Below are 16,986 nucleotides of genomic sequence, written 5' to 3'. Positions count from 1 at the left end.
TCGGGGAGCAGGGGTCCGGCACCGGGCGCCGCCATGTAGCCCGACCCTGGGGGAGGACCGCGATGCACCCTGCCGTACGGACCCGAACGGCGGCGCCCCGCCCGGCGGCGACCGCCGCGCCGCAGCCGCGCACCCGGCGCGTGCGGTCGCTGATCGACGCCGAGGCCATCCGCGTCCTGCACCGTGCCGCACGCGTGCTGATGGACGACCTGGCCGAGCTGACCGACCGGCTGCTGGCCGTCGTACAGGACCAGGAACCGGCCTACCGTGCCGCGGTGGAGAGCGATCCGGTGGGCGTGTGGCAGGAGACGCACCGCTCGCTGCGGCACAGCGTGGCCTCCCTGCTCGACCCGCGCGGCGCCCGTGACGCGGCCCGCCGCTGCTCCTGGCGGATCGGCGCCACCCGCGCCGAGCAGGGCCTGCCGCTGGACGCCGTGCTGCACGCCTTCCGGCTCGGCGGATCCCTGGTGTGGCAAGAGCTGGTCGAGGAGACCTCCCGGCGGGCACCCGAGGACGTCCGGCTGCTCGTCCACGTCGCGGCCGACGTGTGGCACTTCGTCGACGAGCACTGCACGATCGTCACCGACGCCTACCGGCAGGTCGAACGGCAGCTGACCTGGCGGCGCGAGAACAACGTCCGGCTGCTGGCCGCCGCCCTCCTCGACGGCACCAGCCGCATCGCCGACCTGCCCGAGACCGCGCGGGCCCTGGACATGCCGGAACACGGCCGGTACGTCGTCGTGGCGGTCGCCGACGGCGGCCTCACCGGCGCCCGGGGCGCGGCCGTGGTGCGGGGCGGGGCGCGGGTCCACTGGCACGCGGGCGTGGAGGTGGACTACGGCATCGTCCTGCTGGGCGAGGACGGCGCGTCCGGCGAGGACGGCGCGTCCGGCGAGGGCGGCGACGACGGCCTCCCCGACCCGACGGGCGATCCCGGGGCCAGGATCGGCGTCGGCGGCGCCGTCGACGGACTGGCCTCGGTGGGCGAGGCCCGCCGGCTCGCCGACACCGCGCTGCGGATGTGCCCCCCGGACGGCGGCACCATCCGGCTCACCGAACACCTGCCGGCGGCCCTCGTCGTCTCGTCCCCCGAACTCGGCACCACCCTCGCCGCCCGGGTGCTCGGCCCGCTGGAACGGGTGGAGCCCGCCGACCGCGAGGTCCTGCTGGACACCGTGGCGACCTGGCTGGCCTGCGACGGATCCGCGCAGCGGGCGGGCGAACGCCTGTACTGCCACCGCAACACCGTCCTCAACCGCCTGCGCCGTTTCGAGCAGCTCATCGAACGCTCCCTGGCCCGCCCCACCGACCTGGTCGAGATCAGCCTGGCCCTGACGGCCCGCCGCCTGCTCACCCGCTGACCCACCGCCCCGCCGGCGCACGGTCCCGCCACCGGACGGCGGTGGCCGTGCGCCGCGTCGGTGTGCCGTCCCCGCCGGCTTCGCCGCTCGCGATCCTCCCGCGCGGCGCGATCCGCTCACGCACCCTCCCGCGTGACGCGCCCGCACGCCCACGCCCCGGCTCCGCCGACTCCGGCCCTGCCCGCGAACGCCGGTGCCGGTGCCGGTGCGCGAGGTGAGCGCCCTGGTCAGCCCCACCCCCTGGGCATCCGCACAACCCCCCGGCCGCCTCGCTGGGACCGCGCACCCAGCAGCCCGGGAACCCTGTACCGGCCTCCGGCGCGCGTGCTGTCGTGAGCTTCCTTCCACCGAACGCCCGTGCCCGTGCGGCACGGATCCGAGGAGCCGCGATGCCTGAAAGCCCACCGGACGAGGAGCCCGCGCTGCATGTCGAGGGCCTCGACGTGACGTACGGCCGCTCCCTGTCCGCCCTCCGCTCGGTCTCCCTGACCGTCCCGCACGGCGGCGTGGTCGCGCTGCTGGGCGCCAACGGCGCCGGAAAGACAACCCTGCTGCGGGCGGTCTCCGGCACCCTGCGCCTGCACCGCGGGACGGTCACCGCCGGCCGGATCCGCTACGGCGACACCGGCCTCGACGGCCAGGACCCGGTCGCCGCGGTCCGCGCCGGAGTGGTCCAGGTGCCGGAGGGCAGGCGGGTGTTCGCCGGACTCACGGTCGACGAGAACCTGCGCACCGGCGGGCTCGGCCTCGGCCGCCGCAGCCCCGCCCTGGTCCGCGAGTCCCGCGACCGCGTCTTCGCGCTCTTCCCCCGGCTCGCCGAGCGCACCGGCCAGGCCGCCGGCCTGCTCTCCGGCGGTGAGCAGCAGATGCTGGCGATCGGCCGTGCCCTGATGGCCGCCCCGCGTCTGCTGCTGCTGGACGAACCCTCCCTCGGCCTCGCCCCGCTCATGGTGAACCGGATCGCCGAGGTGGTCCGCGAGATCAACGAACAGGGCACCGCCGTGCTGCTGGTCGAGCAGAACGCCGGGATGGCGCTCGCGCTCGCCCGGCACGCCTACGTCCTGGAGGTCGGCGAGATCCGCCTGTCCGGCCCCGCCGGCGAACTGGCCCGCACGGACGCCGTACGCCGCCTCTACCTGGGCGAGTCCGAAGACGGGCGGGGGGCCGCGTGACCGACCGCGCCACACCGCCCCCCGAGCTGGCCGTCCGGGACGTCACCGTCCGGTTCGCCGGTCTCACCGCGCTCGACGCCGTCTCCTTCACCGTCGCGCCCGGCTCGGTGCACGCGGTGATCGGACCCAACGGGGCGGGCAAGTCCACCTGCTTCAACGTCCTGTCCGGCCTGTGCCGCCCCGCGTCCGGCACCGTCCGGCTCGACGGCACCGAGCTGACCCGGCTCGCCCCGCACCGCATCGCCCGCCTGGGCGTGGCCCGCACCTTCCAGAACATCGTCACCACCGAGGGCACGGTCGCCGACAACCTGATGCTCGGCCGCCACGCCCTCACCCGCGCCGGCTTCGCCGCCAGCGCCCTGCACCTGCCCGGAGCCGTACGGGAACAGCGCGCGCACCGCGACCGCGCCCGCGAGATCGCCGAACTGACCGGACTGGGCGACCTCTTCGACACCCCCGTCGCGGTCCTGTCGTACGGCGACCGCAAGCGCGTCGAGTTCGCCCGCGCCCTCTGTCTGGAGCCGCGCGTGCTGCTCCTGGACGAGCCGGTGGCCGGCATGAACGGCGCCGAACGGACCCGTACCGCGGAGGTCATCAGGGACGTCCGCGCCCGACTGGGCCTCTCCGTCGTCCTCGTGGAACACGACATGGGGCTGGTCATGCGGCTCGCCGACGAGGTCACCGTCCTCGATTTCGGCCGCGCCATCGCCCACGGCACTCCCGAGGAGGTCCGGCGCGACCCCGAGGTGCTGCGCGCCTACCTCGGCACCGACGACACGGGGGAGGACGCGGCATGACCGGCTTCCTGGACCACCTGCTCAACGGCCTCGCCCTCGGCGCGGTCTACGCCCTGGTCGCCCTCGGCTTCGTCGTCATCTTCAAGGCGTCCGGCGTGCTCAACTTCGCCCACGGGTCGCTGCTGCTGCTCGGCGGCTACCTCACCGCCGTCCTCCACGACGACCTCGGCTTCGCCGGCGCCCTCGCGGCGGCCGTCCTGGTCACGGCGCTCGTGGCCGGGGCCATGGACCGGCTGCTGCTGCGCGGCGGCGACCGGGACCCGCGGGCCGCCCATGTGCAGACCATCGTCACCATCGGCGTCGACATCGTCCTGGTCACCGACCTGGCCCGGCGGATCGGCGGCGATCTGCTCTCCACCGGTGATCCGTGGGGCGACTCGGTCACCCGGATCGGCTCGGTGACCGTCGCCGACAGCCGCCTCGCCGCGATAGCGGTGTCCGCCGTCGTCATCGGCGCGGTGTTCGCCCTGTTCCGGTACACCGCCTGGGGCCTGTCCCTGCGGGCTGCGTCCGAGGACCTGGAGGCGGCGGCCCTGATGGGCGTACGCCTCACCCGGGTGCGCATGCTCGCCTGGTGCCTGGCCGGCGCGCTCGCCGCGCTCGCCGCCGTGTTCCTCGCCGCGTTCCCCGCACCGGGCCTGGAGCGCACCACCGGACAGATCGCCCTGAAGGCCTTCCCCGCCGCGATCCTCGGCGGCATGGCCTCCCCGCCCGGCGCCCTCGCCGGCAGCCTGCTGATCGGCCTGACCGAGGCCCTGGTCGCCGGCTACCAGTCCGAACTGCACGTCCTCGGCGAGGGCTTCGGCGACGTCGCCCCCTACGCGGTGATGGTGCTCGTCCTCCTCGTGCGGCCCACCGGGCTGTTCGGCGCGAAGGGAGCGGTCCGTGTCTGACCTCCTCAAGCGCGGCCGGCTGCTGCCGCTCGTCCTGCTCCTCGCCGCCCTGCCGTTCTATGTGGACGCCTTCTGGCTGCGGATCGGCCTGTTCGCGATGGCCGCGGCCATCGGCGCGGTCGGCCTCGGCCTGCTGGCCGGGACGGCGGGCCAGCTTTCCCTCGGCCACGCCTTCTTCCTCGCCGTCGGCGCCTACGGCTACGCCTGGCTGGCCGGGGAGCCCGGACCGGGCCTGCCGCCCGCGCTAGCCCTCGTTCTCGCGGTCCTCCTCGCCGGAGCCGCGGGCGGCCTGTTCAGCCCGGTCGCGGGCCGGGTGAAGGGCATCTACCTGGGCGTCGCCACCCTCGCCCTGGTCTTCCTCGGCCACCACGTGCTGCTCACCGCGGACTCCGTCACCGGCGGCTTCAACGGCCGCTCGGTCCCGCCCCTCACCCTCGGCGGCTTCGCCTTCGCCGACACCGACCCGGAACTGGTCGTGCTCGGTGTGCCGTTCGGTGCCGAGGAGCGCCTGTGGTATCTGGGCCTCGCCCTGTTCGCGCTCACCTGGTTCACCGCCCGCGGCATCCTGCGCGGACGCCCCGGGCGCGCCCTGGTGGCGGTGCGCGACAGCGAGACCGCCGCCGCCGTCATGGGCGTCGACGTGGCCCGCTACCGCTCGGCCGCCTTCGTCGTCTCCTCGATGTACGCGGGCCTGGCCGGGGCGCTGCTGGCGCTCGGCTTCCGCCGGATCGTGCCCGACTACTTCGGGCTCGCCCTCTCCGTCGACTACCTCGCCATGATCGTCATCGGCGGGCTCGGCTCGGTCGCCGGAGCCACCGCGGGCGCCGTCTTCGTCACCGCGCTGCCGCTGCTCATGACCCGCTACGCAGACCATCTGCCGCTGGTCGCCGCCCCCGGCAGCACCGAGGGAGCCGTCGGTCCCACCGAGGCCGCCCGCTACCTCTACGGCGCCGCGATCGTCCTGATCCTCCTCTACGCCCCCGACGGCCTGCACGGCCTGGCCCGGCGGCTGCGCGCCCGCGTCACGGGCCGCCGTGCGAAAGCCGCCACCGCGACCGTCCCGTCCGCCGCACCCGCACGACCCAAGGAGCACACCCCGTGAACACCTCCCGCACCACCAAGACCCTGCTCGCCTCCGCCCTGGCGGCACTGCTGATCGCGGGCACCGGATGCAGCTCCAAGGCGGAGGGCGACAAGCCCGCGGACGCCGCCGACGGCGTCAAGGCCGGCCCCGGTGTGACCGACGACCGCATCCGGCTGGGCGCTCTGACCGACCTCACCGGCCCCTATGCCACCCTCGGCAAGAGCATCGTCCAGGCCCAGCAGATGTGGGCCGACGAGACCAACGCGGCCGGCGGCATCTGCGGCCGCAAGGTCGAGATCGTCGTCGAGGACCACGGCTACGACGTGCAGAAGGCGGTCACCGCGTACGCCGACCTCTCCACCGACGTCGTCGCCCTGCCCCAGGTCATCGGCTCCCCGGTGGTCGCCGCCCTGATCGACGACATCGAACGCGACCAGCTGCTGACCTTCCCGCAGGCCTGGGCCGCCTCCCTGCTCGGCAAGGACCCCGTCCAGGTGCTCGGCACCACCTACGACGTCGACATGATCGCCGCGGTCGACTTCCTCACCCGCGCCAAGGGCCTGAAGAAGGGCGACACGGTCGGTCACGTCTACTTCGAGGGCGACTACGGCGCCAACGCCCTGGAGGGCTCCACCTGGGCGGCGAAGCGCGCGGGCCTGAAGATCGTCGACCAGAAGATCAAGGCCACCGACACCGACCTGTCCGCCCAGGTCTCCGCGCTGCGCGAGGCCGGGGTGAAGGCCGTGCTGATCAGCGCGGGCCCCGCCCAGACGGCCTCCCTCGCCGGGGTGGCCGCCTCGCGCGGCCTCCAGGTCCCCATCGTCAGCAGCGCCCCCGGCTTCGCGCCGCAGCTGATGAAGACGCCCGCGGCGAAGGCCCTGGAGGCGATGCTGCACGTCGTCAGCGCCGCCCCGGCGGTCAGCTCGGACCTGCCCGGCGTGAAGAAGATGGTGACCGCGTACGGGAAGAAGTACCCGGGCTCGCCCGTCGACTCCGGGGTGCTCTCCGGCTACAACGCCGCCCAGCTTCTCGGCGCGGACCTGAAGAAGGCCTGCGAGGCGGGCAGCCTGACCCGCGAGGACGTGGTCAAGACCCACCGCTCCCAGAAGAACGCCGACACCGGCCTCGGCACCCCGCAGAACTTCTCCGACGTGAACCGCCCCGCCAGCGTCTCCACCTACGTGCTCAAGCCGGACGCCCAGGCGGTCGGCGGCATGGTGATCGTGGAGGACGCGCACGAGGCGCCGGGAGTCGAGGAGTACCTCAACTCGTAGACACGACAGGGCGCTTGGGAAGGTGGTCCCGGCCGGATCACCTTCCCCGGCGGTTTGCCCCACACACTGGCATCGGCGACCGGCCGATCCCTAGGATGTACAGCCTGTGAGGCCAGGCGGCTCTGCGCGGCACGAAGCTGGGGGATCCATTGAACACCGGTAAGCAGCTCTCCACGGAGATCGACTCCAACGTACCGACAGCCGCTCGGATGTACGACTACTACCTCGGCGGCAAGGACAACTACGCCGCGGACCGGGCGGCCTGCGTGGAACTGGACAAGGTGGTGCCCAGCACCCGCAGGCTGGCGGTGAACAACCGGCGCTTCCTCCAGCGGGTGGTGCGGACGCTCGCCGCCGAGCACGGCATACGGCAGTTCCTCGACCACGGCTCCGGCCTGCCGACCCAGGACAACGTCCACCAGGTCGCCCAGCGTCACGACCCCAGCGCCCACGTCGTCTACGTCGACAACGACCCGATGGTGCTCGTGCACGGCCGCGCGCTGCTGGAACAGGACGAGCGCACCACCGTCATCCACGCCGACATGCGGGAGACGGAGGCGATCTTCGATCACCCGGAGACCCGCCGGCTGATCGACTTCGGCCAGCCGGTCGCCGTGCTGTTCAACTCGGTCTTCCACTGCATCCCGGACAGCGACACCGACGGGCCGCTCGCCGTGGTGCGCCGGGTGACCGAACGCCTCGCGCCCGGAAGCTTCCTGCTGATGTGCCAGCTCGTCAGCGAGGACCCCGAGGTCCGCACGTTCGTCACCGACTTCATGGACCAGGCGACCCAGGGGCACTGGGGCCGGGTCCGCCAGGAGAAGGACGTCGCCGAGTGGTTCGAGGGCCTGGAGATAATGGAGCCCGGTCTGGTGGAGGTGTCCACCTGGCGTCCCGACTCCGAGGTGGTGCCCCGTCAGCTCACCCACGAATGGATCGAGTTCGGCGGCGTCGCCCGCAAGCCCTGACGGCCGGAACCGTCACTCGGCGGGGTAGCGCCGCTCCAGCGTCTCCCGGAGCAGCGTCATCGACTCCTTGGGCGTCAGCGCCTCGTCGGCGAGGCGGTCGAGGACCACGCGGTACTCCTCGGTCTCGTCGAGGTCTTCGAGGAAGTTCGCGCTCCGGATGTGCTCCAGGTACACGACGTCCGGGAGATCCAGCCCGCCGAAGCGGAGATAGGTGACGGGTATGGCGGGCGCCGAGGCGTCCGTGACGTCCAGCGGCACCACCTGCACGGTGACATGCGGCCGCTGGGCCATCTCGATCAGGTGCTCCAGCTGCTCGCGCATCACGGCCTTGCTGCCGAGCACCCGCAGCAGCACCGACTCGTCGACGATCGCCCACAGCTGCGGCGCGTCCGGCCGGTGCAGCAACTGCGCCCGCCGGGTGCGCAGTTCGACCCGGCGGCGGACCTCGCTCTCCGACGAGACCGGCAGCCCGCGCCGGACCACCGCATGGGTGTACGCCGGAGTCTGGAGCAGCCCGGGCACGTACTGGATCTCGAAGGTACGGATCGCGGCGGCGGCCTCCTGGAGTCCGACCAGCCGCTCGAACCACTCAGGCATCAGCCGTTTGTCGTACCGCTGCCACCAGCCCGGCTCCCCGGCCCGGCGCAGCAGCTCCAGCAGGACGGAGGCCTCGTGCTCGTCGGCCTCGTACAGCTTCAGCAGGGCCCGGACGTCCGCCTCGGCAGGCGGCCTGCGGCCCTTGCCCGCCTCGATCCGCGAGAGCTTAGCGGCACTGAATCCGAGGGCCCGCGCCGCCTGGTCCTGAGCCAGCCCGGCGTCCTCGCGGAGACCGGCCAACTGCACGCCGACCAGCATCTTCAGCAGTGTAGGGGCGGGTTCGGCCCGGTCCAGATAGGGCCGGAGGCGCACCACGCGTTGCGACTCGGCGGACATCCCGACTCCCGGAAGGCAGGCAGAGGAGATGACCAGATTAACGCAGTACCGCTTCTCCGTGCCGCATCGGCCCGGAGATCACGGTGAGTTGACAGTGGTGCGGAAGTGCGGCGCACTCCGGCGCGCGCCTGACGTCCGCGCGCCTCACACCAGGTGGTCGAACTCCCCGTCCTTGGCGCCCGCCAGGAAGGCGGCCACCTCGGCGGCGGTGTAGACGAGGGCGGGGCCGTCGGGGTCACGGGAGTTGCGCAGGGCGACGGCGCCGTCGGACAGCGGGGCGACCTCGACGCAGTTGCCCTCCGCGTTGCTGTGGCGGCTCTTGATCCACTGGGTGTCCAGCGCGCTGGCCCGCACTCCGTTCGGTACAGGTGACATCGACCGCTCCTTGGGGTTCCTGGGGTGCCGTTGGGTTCGCTGTGGTCTGTGCCCACGCGTCGACTGTCTACCCGGAAATGCGTGCAATTTCTCGTGCAATTGCACGCGGCAGTCGACGGCGTGGATAATAGACCGCGCGTCAACCGTTGGGGAGACGCACCCTCATGACGTCGCATCAGGGAGATGCCGTGCCGTCACCCGCGCATCACACCTCCGGGCCGCTCGGCGCCATGGCGCCGGAACAGGCCGGAGGAGGTGCGGCCGGCCCGGTGTCCGCCGCGCTGCGCATCATGACCAGCGAGGAAGGCGTGGCCCAGGCCCGGGCCTTCACCCGGCACACACTGCGGGACTGGTCGCTCGGTCACCGCGGCGACGACGCCGTCCTCGTGGTCGCCGAACTCGCCGCCAACGCCGTGGTGCACGCCGTGCCGCGGGCCCCGGCGGACGACTCGGAGGTCTGGCTCGGCCTGACCCGCGCCGACGACCACCTGACGCTCGCCGTCTCCGACCCCGGCGACACCCCGCCGGTGTACGCACCCCACGCCACCGTCGCCCTGGAGGAACACGGCCGCGGCCTGTTCATCGTCGACGCCCTGTCCGAGGAATGGGGCTGGACCCCGCACGCCCCGGCCGGCAAGACCGTCTGGGCCAGGCTGTCGACCACTTCCTTACTTCCATGACCGCTGCGGAAAGGCCCCACGCCATGCGCACCGCTCCGACGGGACAGCCCGGCACCGAGCGCACCCACCACCGGACCATCCTGGGAACGCTCGACGAGGTGCCGTGGCACGAGATCCAGGACTCCACCGGCTCCGCCGACGCCATTCCCGGACTGCTCGACGACATCGCCCGGGGCAGCGCCGACACGGCGACGGCCGCGCTCGGCGAACTGCGGAACCGTATCTGCCAGTACGGCTTCGTCGTGGAACAGGCGACGGCCGCCACCGTCCCCTTCCTGTGGGAGCTGGCCCAGCTGCCCCAGGTCACCTGCCGCGCCCAGATCATCCGGCTGCTCGCCAGCATCGCCGAGGCCCGGCAGTGGGAGGACACCGCCAGCGCCTATCCCAAGCTGCTCAACCACCGGGAGAACCCCGTGGCGTGGGAGCGCGCGGCCCGTCAGGCCGTGCGCGCGCGGCGCGGCACCCTCCGGTCCCTGGTGCACGAGCAGGACACCGAGGTGGCCCGCGCCAGCGCCGAACTCGCCCGCAGCCTGGGCGTGTAGGGCGACGGCCGGGCCTCACGTCGCGGACACCCCGGCCCTCCCGCCGTGTCGTGGTGTACCTCTGGCCGAACGGGGCAGAAAGCGCTTCCTGACCGGTCACAGGAGAGGACCACCGCCTATGGCGTCGCCGCCCGAGAAACCGCTCGACCACCGCTACCGGGGCGAGCACCCCATACGCACCCTCGCCTATCTGTTCCGCGCCGACCGCAGGCGCCTGGCCGCCGCCGTCGGCGTCTTCACCTTCAAGCACAGCCCCATCTGGCTGCTGCCGCTGATCACCGCGTCGATCATCGACACGGTCGTCCAGCACCAGCCGGTCACCCGGCTCCTCACCAGCACCGGGATCATCCTCTTCATCCTGCTGGTCAACTACCCGCTGCACGTGCTCTACGTCCGCCTGCTCTACGGCAGCGTCCGCCGCATGGGCACCGGCCTGCGCTCCGCCCTGTGCACCCGGATGCAGCAGCTCTCCATCGGCTACCACTCCCGAGTCAGCGCCGGTGTCCTCCAGGCCAAGGTCGTCCGGGACGTCGAGACGGTCGAGCAGATGGTCCAGCAGACGGCCGAACAGGGCCTCGGCGCCACCACCGTGCTCCTCGGCGGCCTGATCATCATCGCCGTCCGCACCCCCGAGTTCCTCCCCGTCTTCCTGATCGTGGTGCCCGCCGCCGCCCTGCTCGTCGCCCGGCTGCGGTCACGGCTGCGCACCCACAACGAGCACTTCCGGCACGAGGTGGAGACCCTGTCCTCCCGGGTGACCGAGATGACCCGCCTGATCCCGGTCACCCGCGCCCACGGCCTGGAGGGCAAGGCGCTGCGCCGCATGGACCGCACCCTGCGCCGGCTGCTCACCTCCGGGATGCGCCTGGACCTGGTCAACGGCCGCTTCGGCTCACTGGCCTGGGTGGTGCTCAACGTGGTCGGCGTCCTGGTGCTCGCGGGCGCCGCGCTGATCTCGTACTACGGCGTCTGGGGCGTCACCCCCGGCGACGTCGTCATGCTCAGCGCGTTCCTGACCACCCTCACCAACTCCGTGACCACACTGGCCGGGCTCACCCCGATCATCTCCAAGGGCCTGGAGTCGGTCCGCTCGGTCGGCGAGGTGCTCCAGGCACCCGAGCTGGAGGACAACGAGGGCAGGACGGAGGTCACCGCGCTGCGCGGTGCCATCACCTTCGAGGGCGTCGGCTACGCCTACGACGGCGGACGCGCCGCCGTGCGCGACGTCACCCTCGACGTCACCCCGGGGGAGACCATCGCCCTGGTCGGCGCGTCCGGCGCGGGCAAGTCCACCGTGCTCAACCTGGTCATCGGCTTCATCCGCCCCACCTCGGGGCGGCTGCTGCTCGACGGGGCCGACATGACCGGCATCGACCTGCGCACCTACCGGCGATTCGTCTCCGTCGTGCCCCAGGAGTCGATCCTGTTCGACGGCACGGTCCGCGACAACGTCGCCTACGGCATGGACGACGCCGACGAGGAGAGCGTCCGCGCGGCGCTGCGGGACGCCAACGCGCTGGAGTTCGTCGACCGGCTGCCCAAGGGCCTCGACACCCTGGTCGGGGAACACGGGGCCCGGCTGTCGGGCGGGCAGCGGCAGCGGCTCGCCATCGCCCGCGCCCTGATCCGGGACCCCAGGGTGCTGGTCCTCGACGAGGCGACCTCCGCCCTGGACACCCGGTCCGAGGCGCTGGTCCAGCAGGCGCTCGCGAGGCTGCTGCACGGCCGTACGACCTTCGTGGTCGCGCACCGGCTGTCGACGGTGCGGGGCGCGGACCGGATCGTCGTGATGGGGGACGGGCGGATCCAGGAGATCGGCACCCATGAGGAGCTGCTCCGCCGCGGTGGTGCCTACGCGGCGCTGCACAGCGGCCAAGCGGCGTGAGCAGACTTCCCGCACGCCCGGCGCACGCCCCGCGCGCGCCGGGCGGTAAGCAACGCTATTGCGTCAATTGCGCATAGCGCCTCCTGGAGGTGATTGGTCCGGCATGGACCGGGCATACGCAGCGAAAAACCGAGAGAGGGGCGCCCCGTGCTTGTACCGGACCCGAAGGTCGTCAGAAAACTGCTGACCCGGTACGCGACCCTGCGGATCGCTCAGGCGGAGCGGGAGAGCGCGGCCACGGCACGCGAGTTGGAGGACGTCAGTTACACGCTCTGCGTGATGATGGGGACCACGGATATCCATGAGGCGATCGCCAAGGCGGACGCCCTGCTGCTGACCGACGGCCGGGCGGCGGATCCGGACGAGGACAGCGGCCTGTCGCTGGCGGTCTGACCCCGCCCCGCGACACCGCCGTACACCTGGCGGCGCCGGTGCCACGGTCACGACACCGTGGTACCGGCGTCGCACGCCCGCTCCGGCCGCTCCGGAGCGGGTCCGGCCAGCCACTCGGCGATGGTCCGGGCGATCGGCTGGCCCGTGTCCACCTCCACGAATCCGAACTGACCCGACTGGTTGCACTCCAGGAACCACCAGGTCCCGTCGGCGTCCTCGACGAAGTCGAAGGCGCCGTACGCCAGCTCCGCCTCGCGCAGATACGCGTGCACCCCGTCGGCGGTCCGCGGCGGGACCTCGGCCGCCGCCCAGGGGGCGGCGGGGGCGGCGAACCGTACGTCGACCTCGTCCGGGTCGGCGTCCGGCGGGGTCTCCTTGCGGGCCGCCAGCAGCCGGTCGCCGACCGCCGTGAGCCGGATGTCGGCCCGCTTGGCGATCCGGCGCTGGAGCAGCGTGGGGCCGAGCGCCACCGCGGCGAAGTCGGTGCCCGGCGCCACCCTGCTGGTCGGCACCGCGCGCGGCGGCTCCTGCGGATGCGCGCCCGAGACCGGCTTGACCACCAGATCCGGGAAACGCTCCGCGAAGTCCCGGGCCGCCTGCGGAAGCGTCGTGATCAGCGTGGCCGGCACCGGCAGCCCGCTGCGCTGGGCGAGACGCAGCTGCCACGGCTTGTGACGGGCCCGGCGGGCCGCGTCGGGATGGTTCATCCAGCGGGCGCCGGTGCCGCGCAGCATGCCGTAGAGCGCCTGCGAGGCCTCCTCGGTCAGCCACGGGGACGGCGCCGCCGCGCGGGCGGCCGGAGCGCCCGGCCGGCGCACCCAGACGGATCGCAGCCCGTCCATGCCCACCAGGCGCCCGGCGGCGCGGAGATGGCCGCGGAAGGAGCCGTGCACATACTCCCCCGAGAGGGAGACCCCGCCGGTCAGATCGGCGGGGTCGAGCCGGACCACCGGCACCCCGGACGCGTTGAGGTGCACGACCACCATGTCGGCCGTCACGTCCTGGTCGCTGGTCAGGATCAGTACGGTCATCTTCGACGGTCCGTGATCAGTCGTCGAAGTGGGTCTTGGAGCCCGCCGTGGACGTCGTGGTCCCCAGTTCCCGGAGCAGGGCGTGATCGGTGGCGGCGATCCGGCCGTCGAAGAGCACGTTCAACTGCCGTCCGGGGTCATAGGCGTAGGGGGTGGCGACGTCCAACTCCGCCGCCGGGCGTGCGTAGTGGAGCGCGAACGGTTGCATCGTCTCTCCCTCGTCGGTGCTGCCCCGGCGAAGCCGTCGGCGTGCCGCTTCCTGACATCGCCCACCGGATCTCCAAGGCCTTCATGGAACTTATACGAATCGAACGCCTGGTTGGTTTCCTTACGCTCCGTAGTTTTTCTGCGAGCGAGGCGCCCTGAACCTGAGACGGTTCAGGGCGCCCGGCGGTTGAGTCCGGCGAGATACGAAAAGGGCGACCGGCCTGATGTCCGGCGACGGCACGGAGCGTACGGGGGAGCGCGTGGTGGGGCCGTTCCCTCTCCCCATTCCCTGATATGGCCCCGCTATGGCCTCACCGGTCCCGACCTGAGCGCGGGCGGGACCGGATCCGGACAGGCCGGCGCTCGGGACGGTGGGGGAGGCCGGTGAGGTGTGTGTCTTCCCGGGCGGAACGAGATGTGGGGCTGCCGTCCCGGTCCGGCGCCTACGGCTTGTCGACGCCCGGCGTTCCGGTGTCCGGGGGTTCGATCGCCGAGGTTCCGGTGTCCGAGGTTCCGGCTCCGGTCTTCTCGCCGTGGCCCGAAGCGGGCTCGGGCCGCCGGGGCCGGCCGATGGGCCTGAGGCGTTCGAGGGTGCGGGTGAGCTGCTGGAACGGGGAGACGGGGCGGGTGTCCGGCTTCCGCTCCGGCGCCGACGGGGCGGGAGCGGGCAGGTCGGCGGACTCCCGGTAGGCGGCCAGCGCCTCATTGGCCCGCTCGGCGGCCTCCCGGTACAGGTCACGGGAGCGGGTCATGGCTTCCAGCGCCTCGGCGTACATGGCCACGAGAGCGCGCTGCCGCTCCAGTTCCTCCTCCAGCGTCAGCAGGTGCCAGTCCTCGCGCAGCGCGGTGAGGACCTCGTCGGCCCCCTTCGGCAGCGGCCTCGGCGCGCGGGCGAAACGCGTCACCGCGTCGATCAGCTCGGCCGGCCGGGAGCCGTCCAGGAAGACGGTGCGCACCGAGTATCCGCCCCGGTCGTAGCCCTCGGGGGCCGGGATGCCGGGCAGCACCACGGCACCGCCCCGCGGGACCTCCACGCCGAATTCGCGCAGCGCCCAGTTCACGGCACGCAGCTGGTGCGGCGCGGCCCGGTGCTCGACCACACGGTGTCGCAGGCCGGGCGGCAGCAGCGGGGTGAGCGGGCGCCGGCCGCGCTCGTCGGGGGTCATGGCCTCGTGCACCACGACATGGATGGTCCAGGTGTCGGGCGCGGCGTCGCGCAGCACGCGCCGGAGGTCCTTGTCGTCCGCGGGCAACGGGTTGATGTCCCGCAGCCGCAGCTCGGACCCGCTCGCCCGGTCCCAGCCGGTCTCCTCGGCGATTCCGGCACTGCCGGTGGCTCCGGTGCTCTCGGAGTCCCCGTACTCCCCGCCCTCCCCGTACTCCCTGGAGTCCGCCGAGCCCGGGGGGCCCTCGGGCCAGAACATCGTCGCCGGTGACGGCCACGTGAGGTCCCACGGGGCCTCCGCCTCGGCGGCGAGGACCCACTCCTGGCCGCCGTCCGACGGAGCCGCGACCGTCAGCCGCGCCCGCACGGTCACGTCCCCGCCGGCCGCCCAGCGCGCCTCGAAGACCCGCTCCAGGTCACCCTGGGCCTCCGGCGGCTCCATGTGGTCGTGGATCAGGCCGCGCTCTTTGAGGTCGCGCAGATTGCGCCGCAGCGCCTCTTCGGCGGCGGCACCGGCGTGGCGGCCGCGAGCCAGCCACACCGTGGGAGGGGTCGTGGGGCGGTCGGTGGTGGAGGTCGGCATGGGTCCATCTGTGAGTGGGGTCGTCGTGCGTTGCCAGTATCGGTGCCCAGGCCGGATGTCGATCAACCGGGGTGCCTGGCCGGTGTGTGCTTCCCGCATCCCAGCAGGTCCGCAGGGGCCGTGTCGAATGCCGTTCACCCCTGTCGGGTGTCTCGTCCCCGCGATATATATCGCAATCCGAGATATCATGCCCGCATGGCATCGAGGAGCATGACGCAGGCGGCGTTCTTCGTGCTGACGGCACTGGCCGATCAGCCACGGCACGGCTACGGGATTCTGCGCGACGTCGAGGAACTGTCGGACGGAACGGTGCAGCTGCGGGTCGGCACGCTGTACGGCGTACTGGACCGGCTCACCGCCGACGGACTGATCGTCCTGGACCGCGAGGAGATCCAGCAGGGCCGCCTCAGGCGCTACTACCGCCTCACCGACGACGGCGTACGCGCCCTGCAGGCCGAGGCGGACCGGCTGGCCGCGGGTGCCGGAGCCGCCAAGCGGCGGATCGCCGAGGGCCGCCGTGCCCCCGGAGCCACCGGCACCGGCCTTCCGCCCGCCCCGGGACCCGGACTCGCCGGAGGCCTGGTATGACGACCCTGCTCGAAGCCCGCTACCGCGCGGCCCTGCGACTCCTCCCCGCGTACTACCGGGAGGCCCGTGAGGAGGAGATGGTCGAGACCTACCTGTGGGGGATCGACCAGGAGACCCAGGAGCAGAGCCGCCCCGCGCTCGGCGAGATCGCGAGCGTCGCGGCGCTCGCCGTACGCACCCGGCTCGGCGCCCCGGGAGCGCCCCGGAGCTACGCACGGCTCGGCTCGGCCGTGCGCGTCTTCGCTCTCTGCGCGGTCCTGCTCCAGGCGGCCTCCGCCGTCGTCGACTGGGCGCTCGCGCTCACCTGGGCGTCGAGCCGTGGTGACGGCGAAGGCGCCCTGTTCCTGTTCGGTTTCACCGGGCAGGGGCCCGCGCGGGGCGCGCTCGCCGTCGTCCAGTGGACGCTTCCGCTGTTGTGGACCGCGGGCTGGTTCGCCCTCGTCCACGACCGCAGGCGGCTCGCCCGCGCGGCCGTGCTGACGGCCGCGCTCCCCACGCTCTGGCCGCTCGTGGCACCACTGGCGGACGCGTCCGCGCCGCCGCACCCCGGATACGCGGTCACCGCCGCGCTGTTCGCCTGGCTCCCGGCGCTCGCCCTGTGCGCCGCCCACCACCGGGACGCCCCGGCGGCCACCGTGCCGGGCGGCTCTCCGGGGCTGCTCTTCCTGGCCTCCTGTGTCGTCACGGGCGCCTCGATCGTGCTCGTCCCCACCGCCGCCGACGCCGTCTGGGCGCCGGCCGCCTGCTTCGCCGCCGGCGCGCTCACCTGGCTCGCCGGGCGGATCCGCAGCGGGGGGACGGGCGATCCCGGCCCGGCGTTCGCGCTGGCCGCGCTGGGGTCGCTGCTGCTCGCGGTACGGGTCGCCGCGGTCTACCCGTGGCTGGACGTGGCACCCGCGGTGATGACCGGCGGGGCACTGGCCCAGGCGGCGGTCCTCGGGCTCCTCGTGACGGCGCTGGTGGTCGTCGGCGTACGGGAGGCCGGCCGGGGTGCGAGGGACGACGCGGCGGAGTCGGCGCGGGGCTGAGCGGCGGTGTGGGAGAGGGCGGCACAG

18 protein-coding genes are annotated in these 16,986 nt (G+C 73.1%); 13 read left to right on the top strand and 5 right to left on the bottom strand.

The features are described from left to right. The first annotated feature begins 62 nt into the window (after positions 1-62). From VE614_RS25455 to VE614_RS25425, 7 genes are all read left to right on the top strand, one after another. Entirely contained in the window at positions 63-1,361 is a 1,299-nt protein-coding gene (locus VE614_RS25455) for a helix-turn-helix domain-containing protein (RefSeq protein WP_324941586.1), read from the top strand. 389 nt (positions 1,362-1,750) lie between these two features. Continuing rightward, on the top strand, positions 1,751-2,533 hold the full coding sequence (locus tag VE614_RS25450) for an ABC transporter ATP-binding protein (RefSeq protein WP_324941583.1): 783 nt from the start codon (positions 1,751-1,753) through the stop codon (positions 2,531-2,533). Next, positions 2,530-3,330 (top strand): ABC transporter ATP-binding protein, encoded by an 801-nt coding sequence (locus VE614_RS25445; protein ID WP_324941581.1) that lies wholly within the window; start codon positions 2,530-2,532, stop codon positions 3,328-3,330. Before VE614_RS25450 ends, VE614_RS25445 begins: the two co-directional genes overlap by 4 nt. Next, entirely contained in the window at positions 3,327-4,223 is an 897-nt protein-coding gene (locus VE614_RS25440; protein WP_324941578.1) for a branched-chain amino acid ABC transporter permease, read from the top strand. The genes VE614_RS25445 and VE614_RS25440 overlap by 4 nt, the downstream gene beginning before the upstream one ends. Further along, complete coding sequence (locus VE614_RS25435) at positions 4,216-5,325, top strand: branched-chain amino acid ABC transporter permease (RefSeq protein ID WP_324941575.1); 1,110 nt, start codon at positions 4,216-4,218, stop codon at positions 5,323-5,325. Before VE614_RS25440 ends, VE614_RS25435 begins: the two co-directional genes overlap by 8 nt. Beyond that, on the top strand, positions 5,322-6,581 hold the full coding sequence (locus VE614_RS25430) for an ABC transporter substrate-binding protein (protein ID WP_324941572.1): 1,260 nt from the start codon (positions 5,322-5,324) through the stop codon (positions 6,579-6,581). The genes VE614_RS25435 and VE614_RS25430 overlap by 4 nt, the downstream gene beginning before the upstream one ends. Before the next feature lie 149 nt (positions 6,582-6,730). Further along, on the top strand, positions 6,731-7,549 hold the full coding sequence (locus VE614_RS25425; protein WP_324941570.1) for an SAM-dependent methyltransferase: 819 nt from the start codon (positions 6,731-6,733) through the stop codon (positions 7,547-7,549). A gap of 12 nt (positions 7,550-7,561) precedes the next feature. On the opposite strand, the gene VE614_RS25420 is transcribed toward VE614_RS25425, so the two are convergent. Both VE614_RS25420 and VE614_RS25415 read right to left on the bottom strand, forming a co-directional pair. Further along, entirely contained in the window at positions 7,562-8,482 is a 921-nt protein-coding gene (locus VE614_RS25420) for a helix-turn-helix transcriptional regulator (RefSeq protein ID WP_324941567.1), read from the bottom strand. Between the two features lie 144 nt (positions 8,483-8,626). After that, entirely contained in the window at positions 8,627-8,857 is a 231-nt protein-coding gene (locus VE614_RS25415) for a DUF397 domain-containing protein (RefSeq protein ID WP_324941563.1), read from the bottom strand. Between the two features lie 164 nt (positions 8,858-9,021). Between VE614_RS25415 and VE614_RS25410 the strand changes: the two genes are divergently transcribed. The 4 genes from VE614_RS25410 to VE614_RS25395 all read left to right on the top strand — a co-directional run bounded on the left by VE614_RS25410 (position 9,022) and on the right by VE614_RS25395 (position 12,357). Beyond that, positions 9,022-9,537 carry an ATP-binding protein gene (locus tag VE614_RS25410; RefSeq protein ID WP_324941560.1) on the top strand — a complete coding sequence of 172 codons (516 nt, stop codon included), beginning with the start codon at positions 9,022-9,024 and terminating at the stop codon, positions 9,535-9,537. A gap of 23 nt (positions 9,538-9,560) precedes the next feature. After that, positions 9,561-10,079 carry a hypothetical protein gene (locus tag VE614_RS25405; protein WP_324942007.1) on the top strand — a complete coding sequence of 173 codons (519 nt, stop codon included), beginning with the start codon at positions 9,561-9,563 and terminating at the stop codon, positions 10,077-10,079. Between the two features lie 118 nt (positions 10,080-10,197). Then, positions 10,198-11,964 (top strand): ABC transporter ATP-binding protein, encoded by a 1,767-nt coding sequence (locus tag VE614_RS25400; protein WP_324941557.1) that lies wholly within the window; start codon positions 10,198-10,200, stop codon positions 11,962-11,964. 147 nt (positions 11,965-12,111) lie between these two features. Beyond that, a complete protein-coding gene (locus VE614_RS25395) occupies positions 12,112-12,357 on the top strand; it encodes a DUF5133 domain-containing protein (RefSeq protein ID WP_324941554.1) in 246 nt (81 codons plus the stop codon). 47 nt (positions 12,358-12,404) lie between these two features. Here VE614_RS25395 and tgmB read toward each other — a convergent pair whose 3' ends face one another. The 3 genes from tgmB to VE614_RS25380 all read right to left on the bottom strand — a co-directional run bounded on the left by tgmB (position 12,405) and on the right by VE614_RS25380 (position 15,343). Beyond that, positions 12,405-13,388 (bottom strand): ATP-grasp ribosomal peptide maturase, encoded by a 984-nt coding sequence (tgmB, locus tag VE614_RS25390; protein ID WP_324941552.1) that lies wholly within the window; start codon positions 13,386-13,388, stop codon positions 12,405-12,407. A gap of 16 nt (positions 13,389-13,404) precedes the next feature. Continuing rightward, positions 13,405-13,596 carry a putative ATP-grasp-modified RiPP gene (gene tgmA, locus VE614_RS25385; RefSeq protein ID WP_086171039.1) on the bottom strand — a complete coding sequence of 64 codons (192 nt, stop codon included), beginning with the start codon at positions 13,594-13,596 and terminating at the stop codon, positions 13,405-13,407. 442 nt (positions 13,597-14,038) lie between these two features. Then, the gene (locus VE614_RS25380) at positions 14,039-15,343 is read right to left on the bottom strand and encodes a hypothetical protein (RefSeq protein WP_324941546.1); all 1,305 of its coding nucleotides are present in this window, start codon (positions 15,341-15,343) and stop codon (positions 14,039-14,041) included. Positions 15,344-15,553: 210 nt separating this feature from the next. Between VE614_RS25380 and VE614_RS25375 the strand changes: the two genes are divergently transcribed. After that, positions 15,554-15,931 (top strand): PadR family transcriptional regulator, encoded by a 378-nt coding sequence (locus VE614_RS25375; RefSeq protein WP_324942005.1) that lies wholly within the window; start codon positions 15,554-15,556, stop codon positions 15,929-15,931. After that, the gene (locus VE614_RS25370) at positions 15,928-16,959 is read left to right on the top strand and encodes a hypothetical protein (protein ID WP_324941544.1); all 1,032 of its coding nucleotides are present in this window, start codon (positions 15,928-15,930) and stop codon (positions 16,957-16,959) included. Before VE614_RS25375 ends, VE614_RS25370 begins: the two co-directional genes overlap by 4 nt. Positions 16,960-16,986 lie beyond the last annotated feature (27 nt).

The organism is Streptomyces sp. (assembly GCF_035645055.1).
Lineage (GTDB): Bacteria > Actinomycetota > Actinomycetes > Streptomycetales > Streptomycetaceae > Streptomyces.
This window is presented reverse-complemented; position numbering and strand designations above follow the sequence as displayed.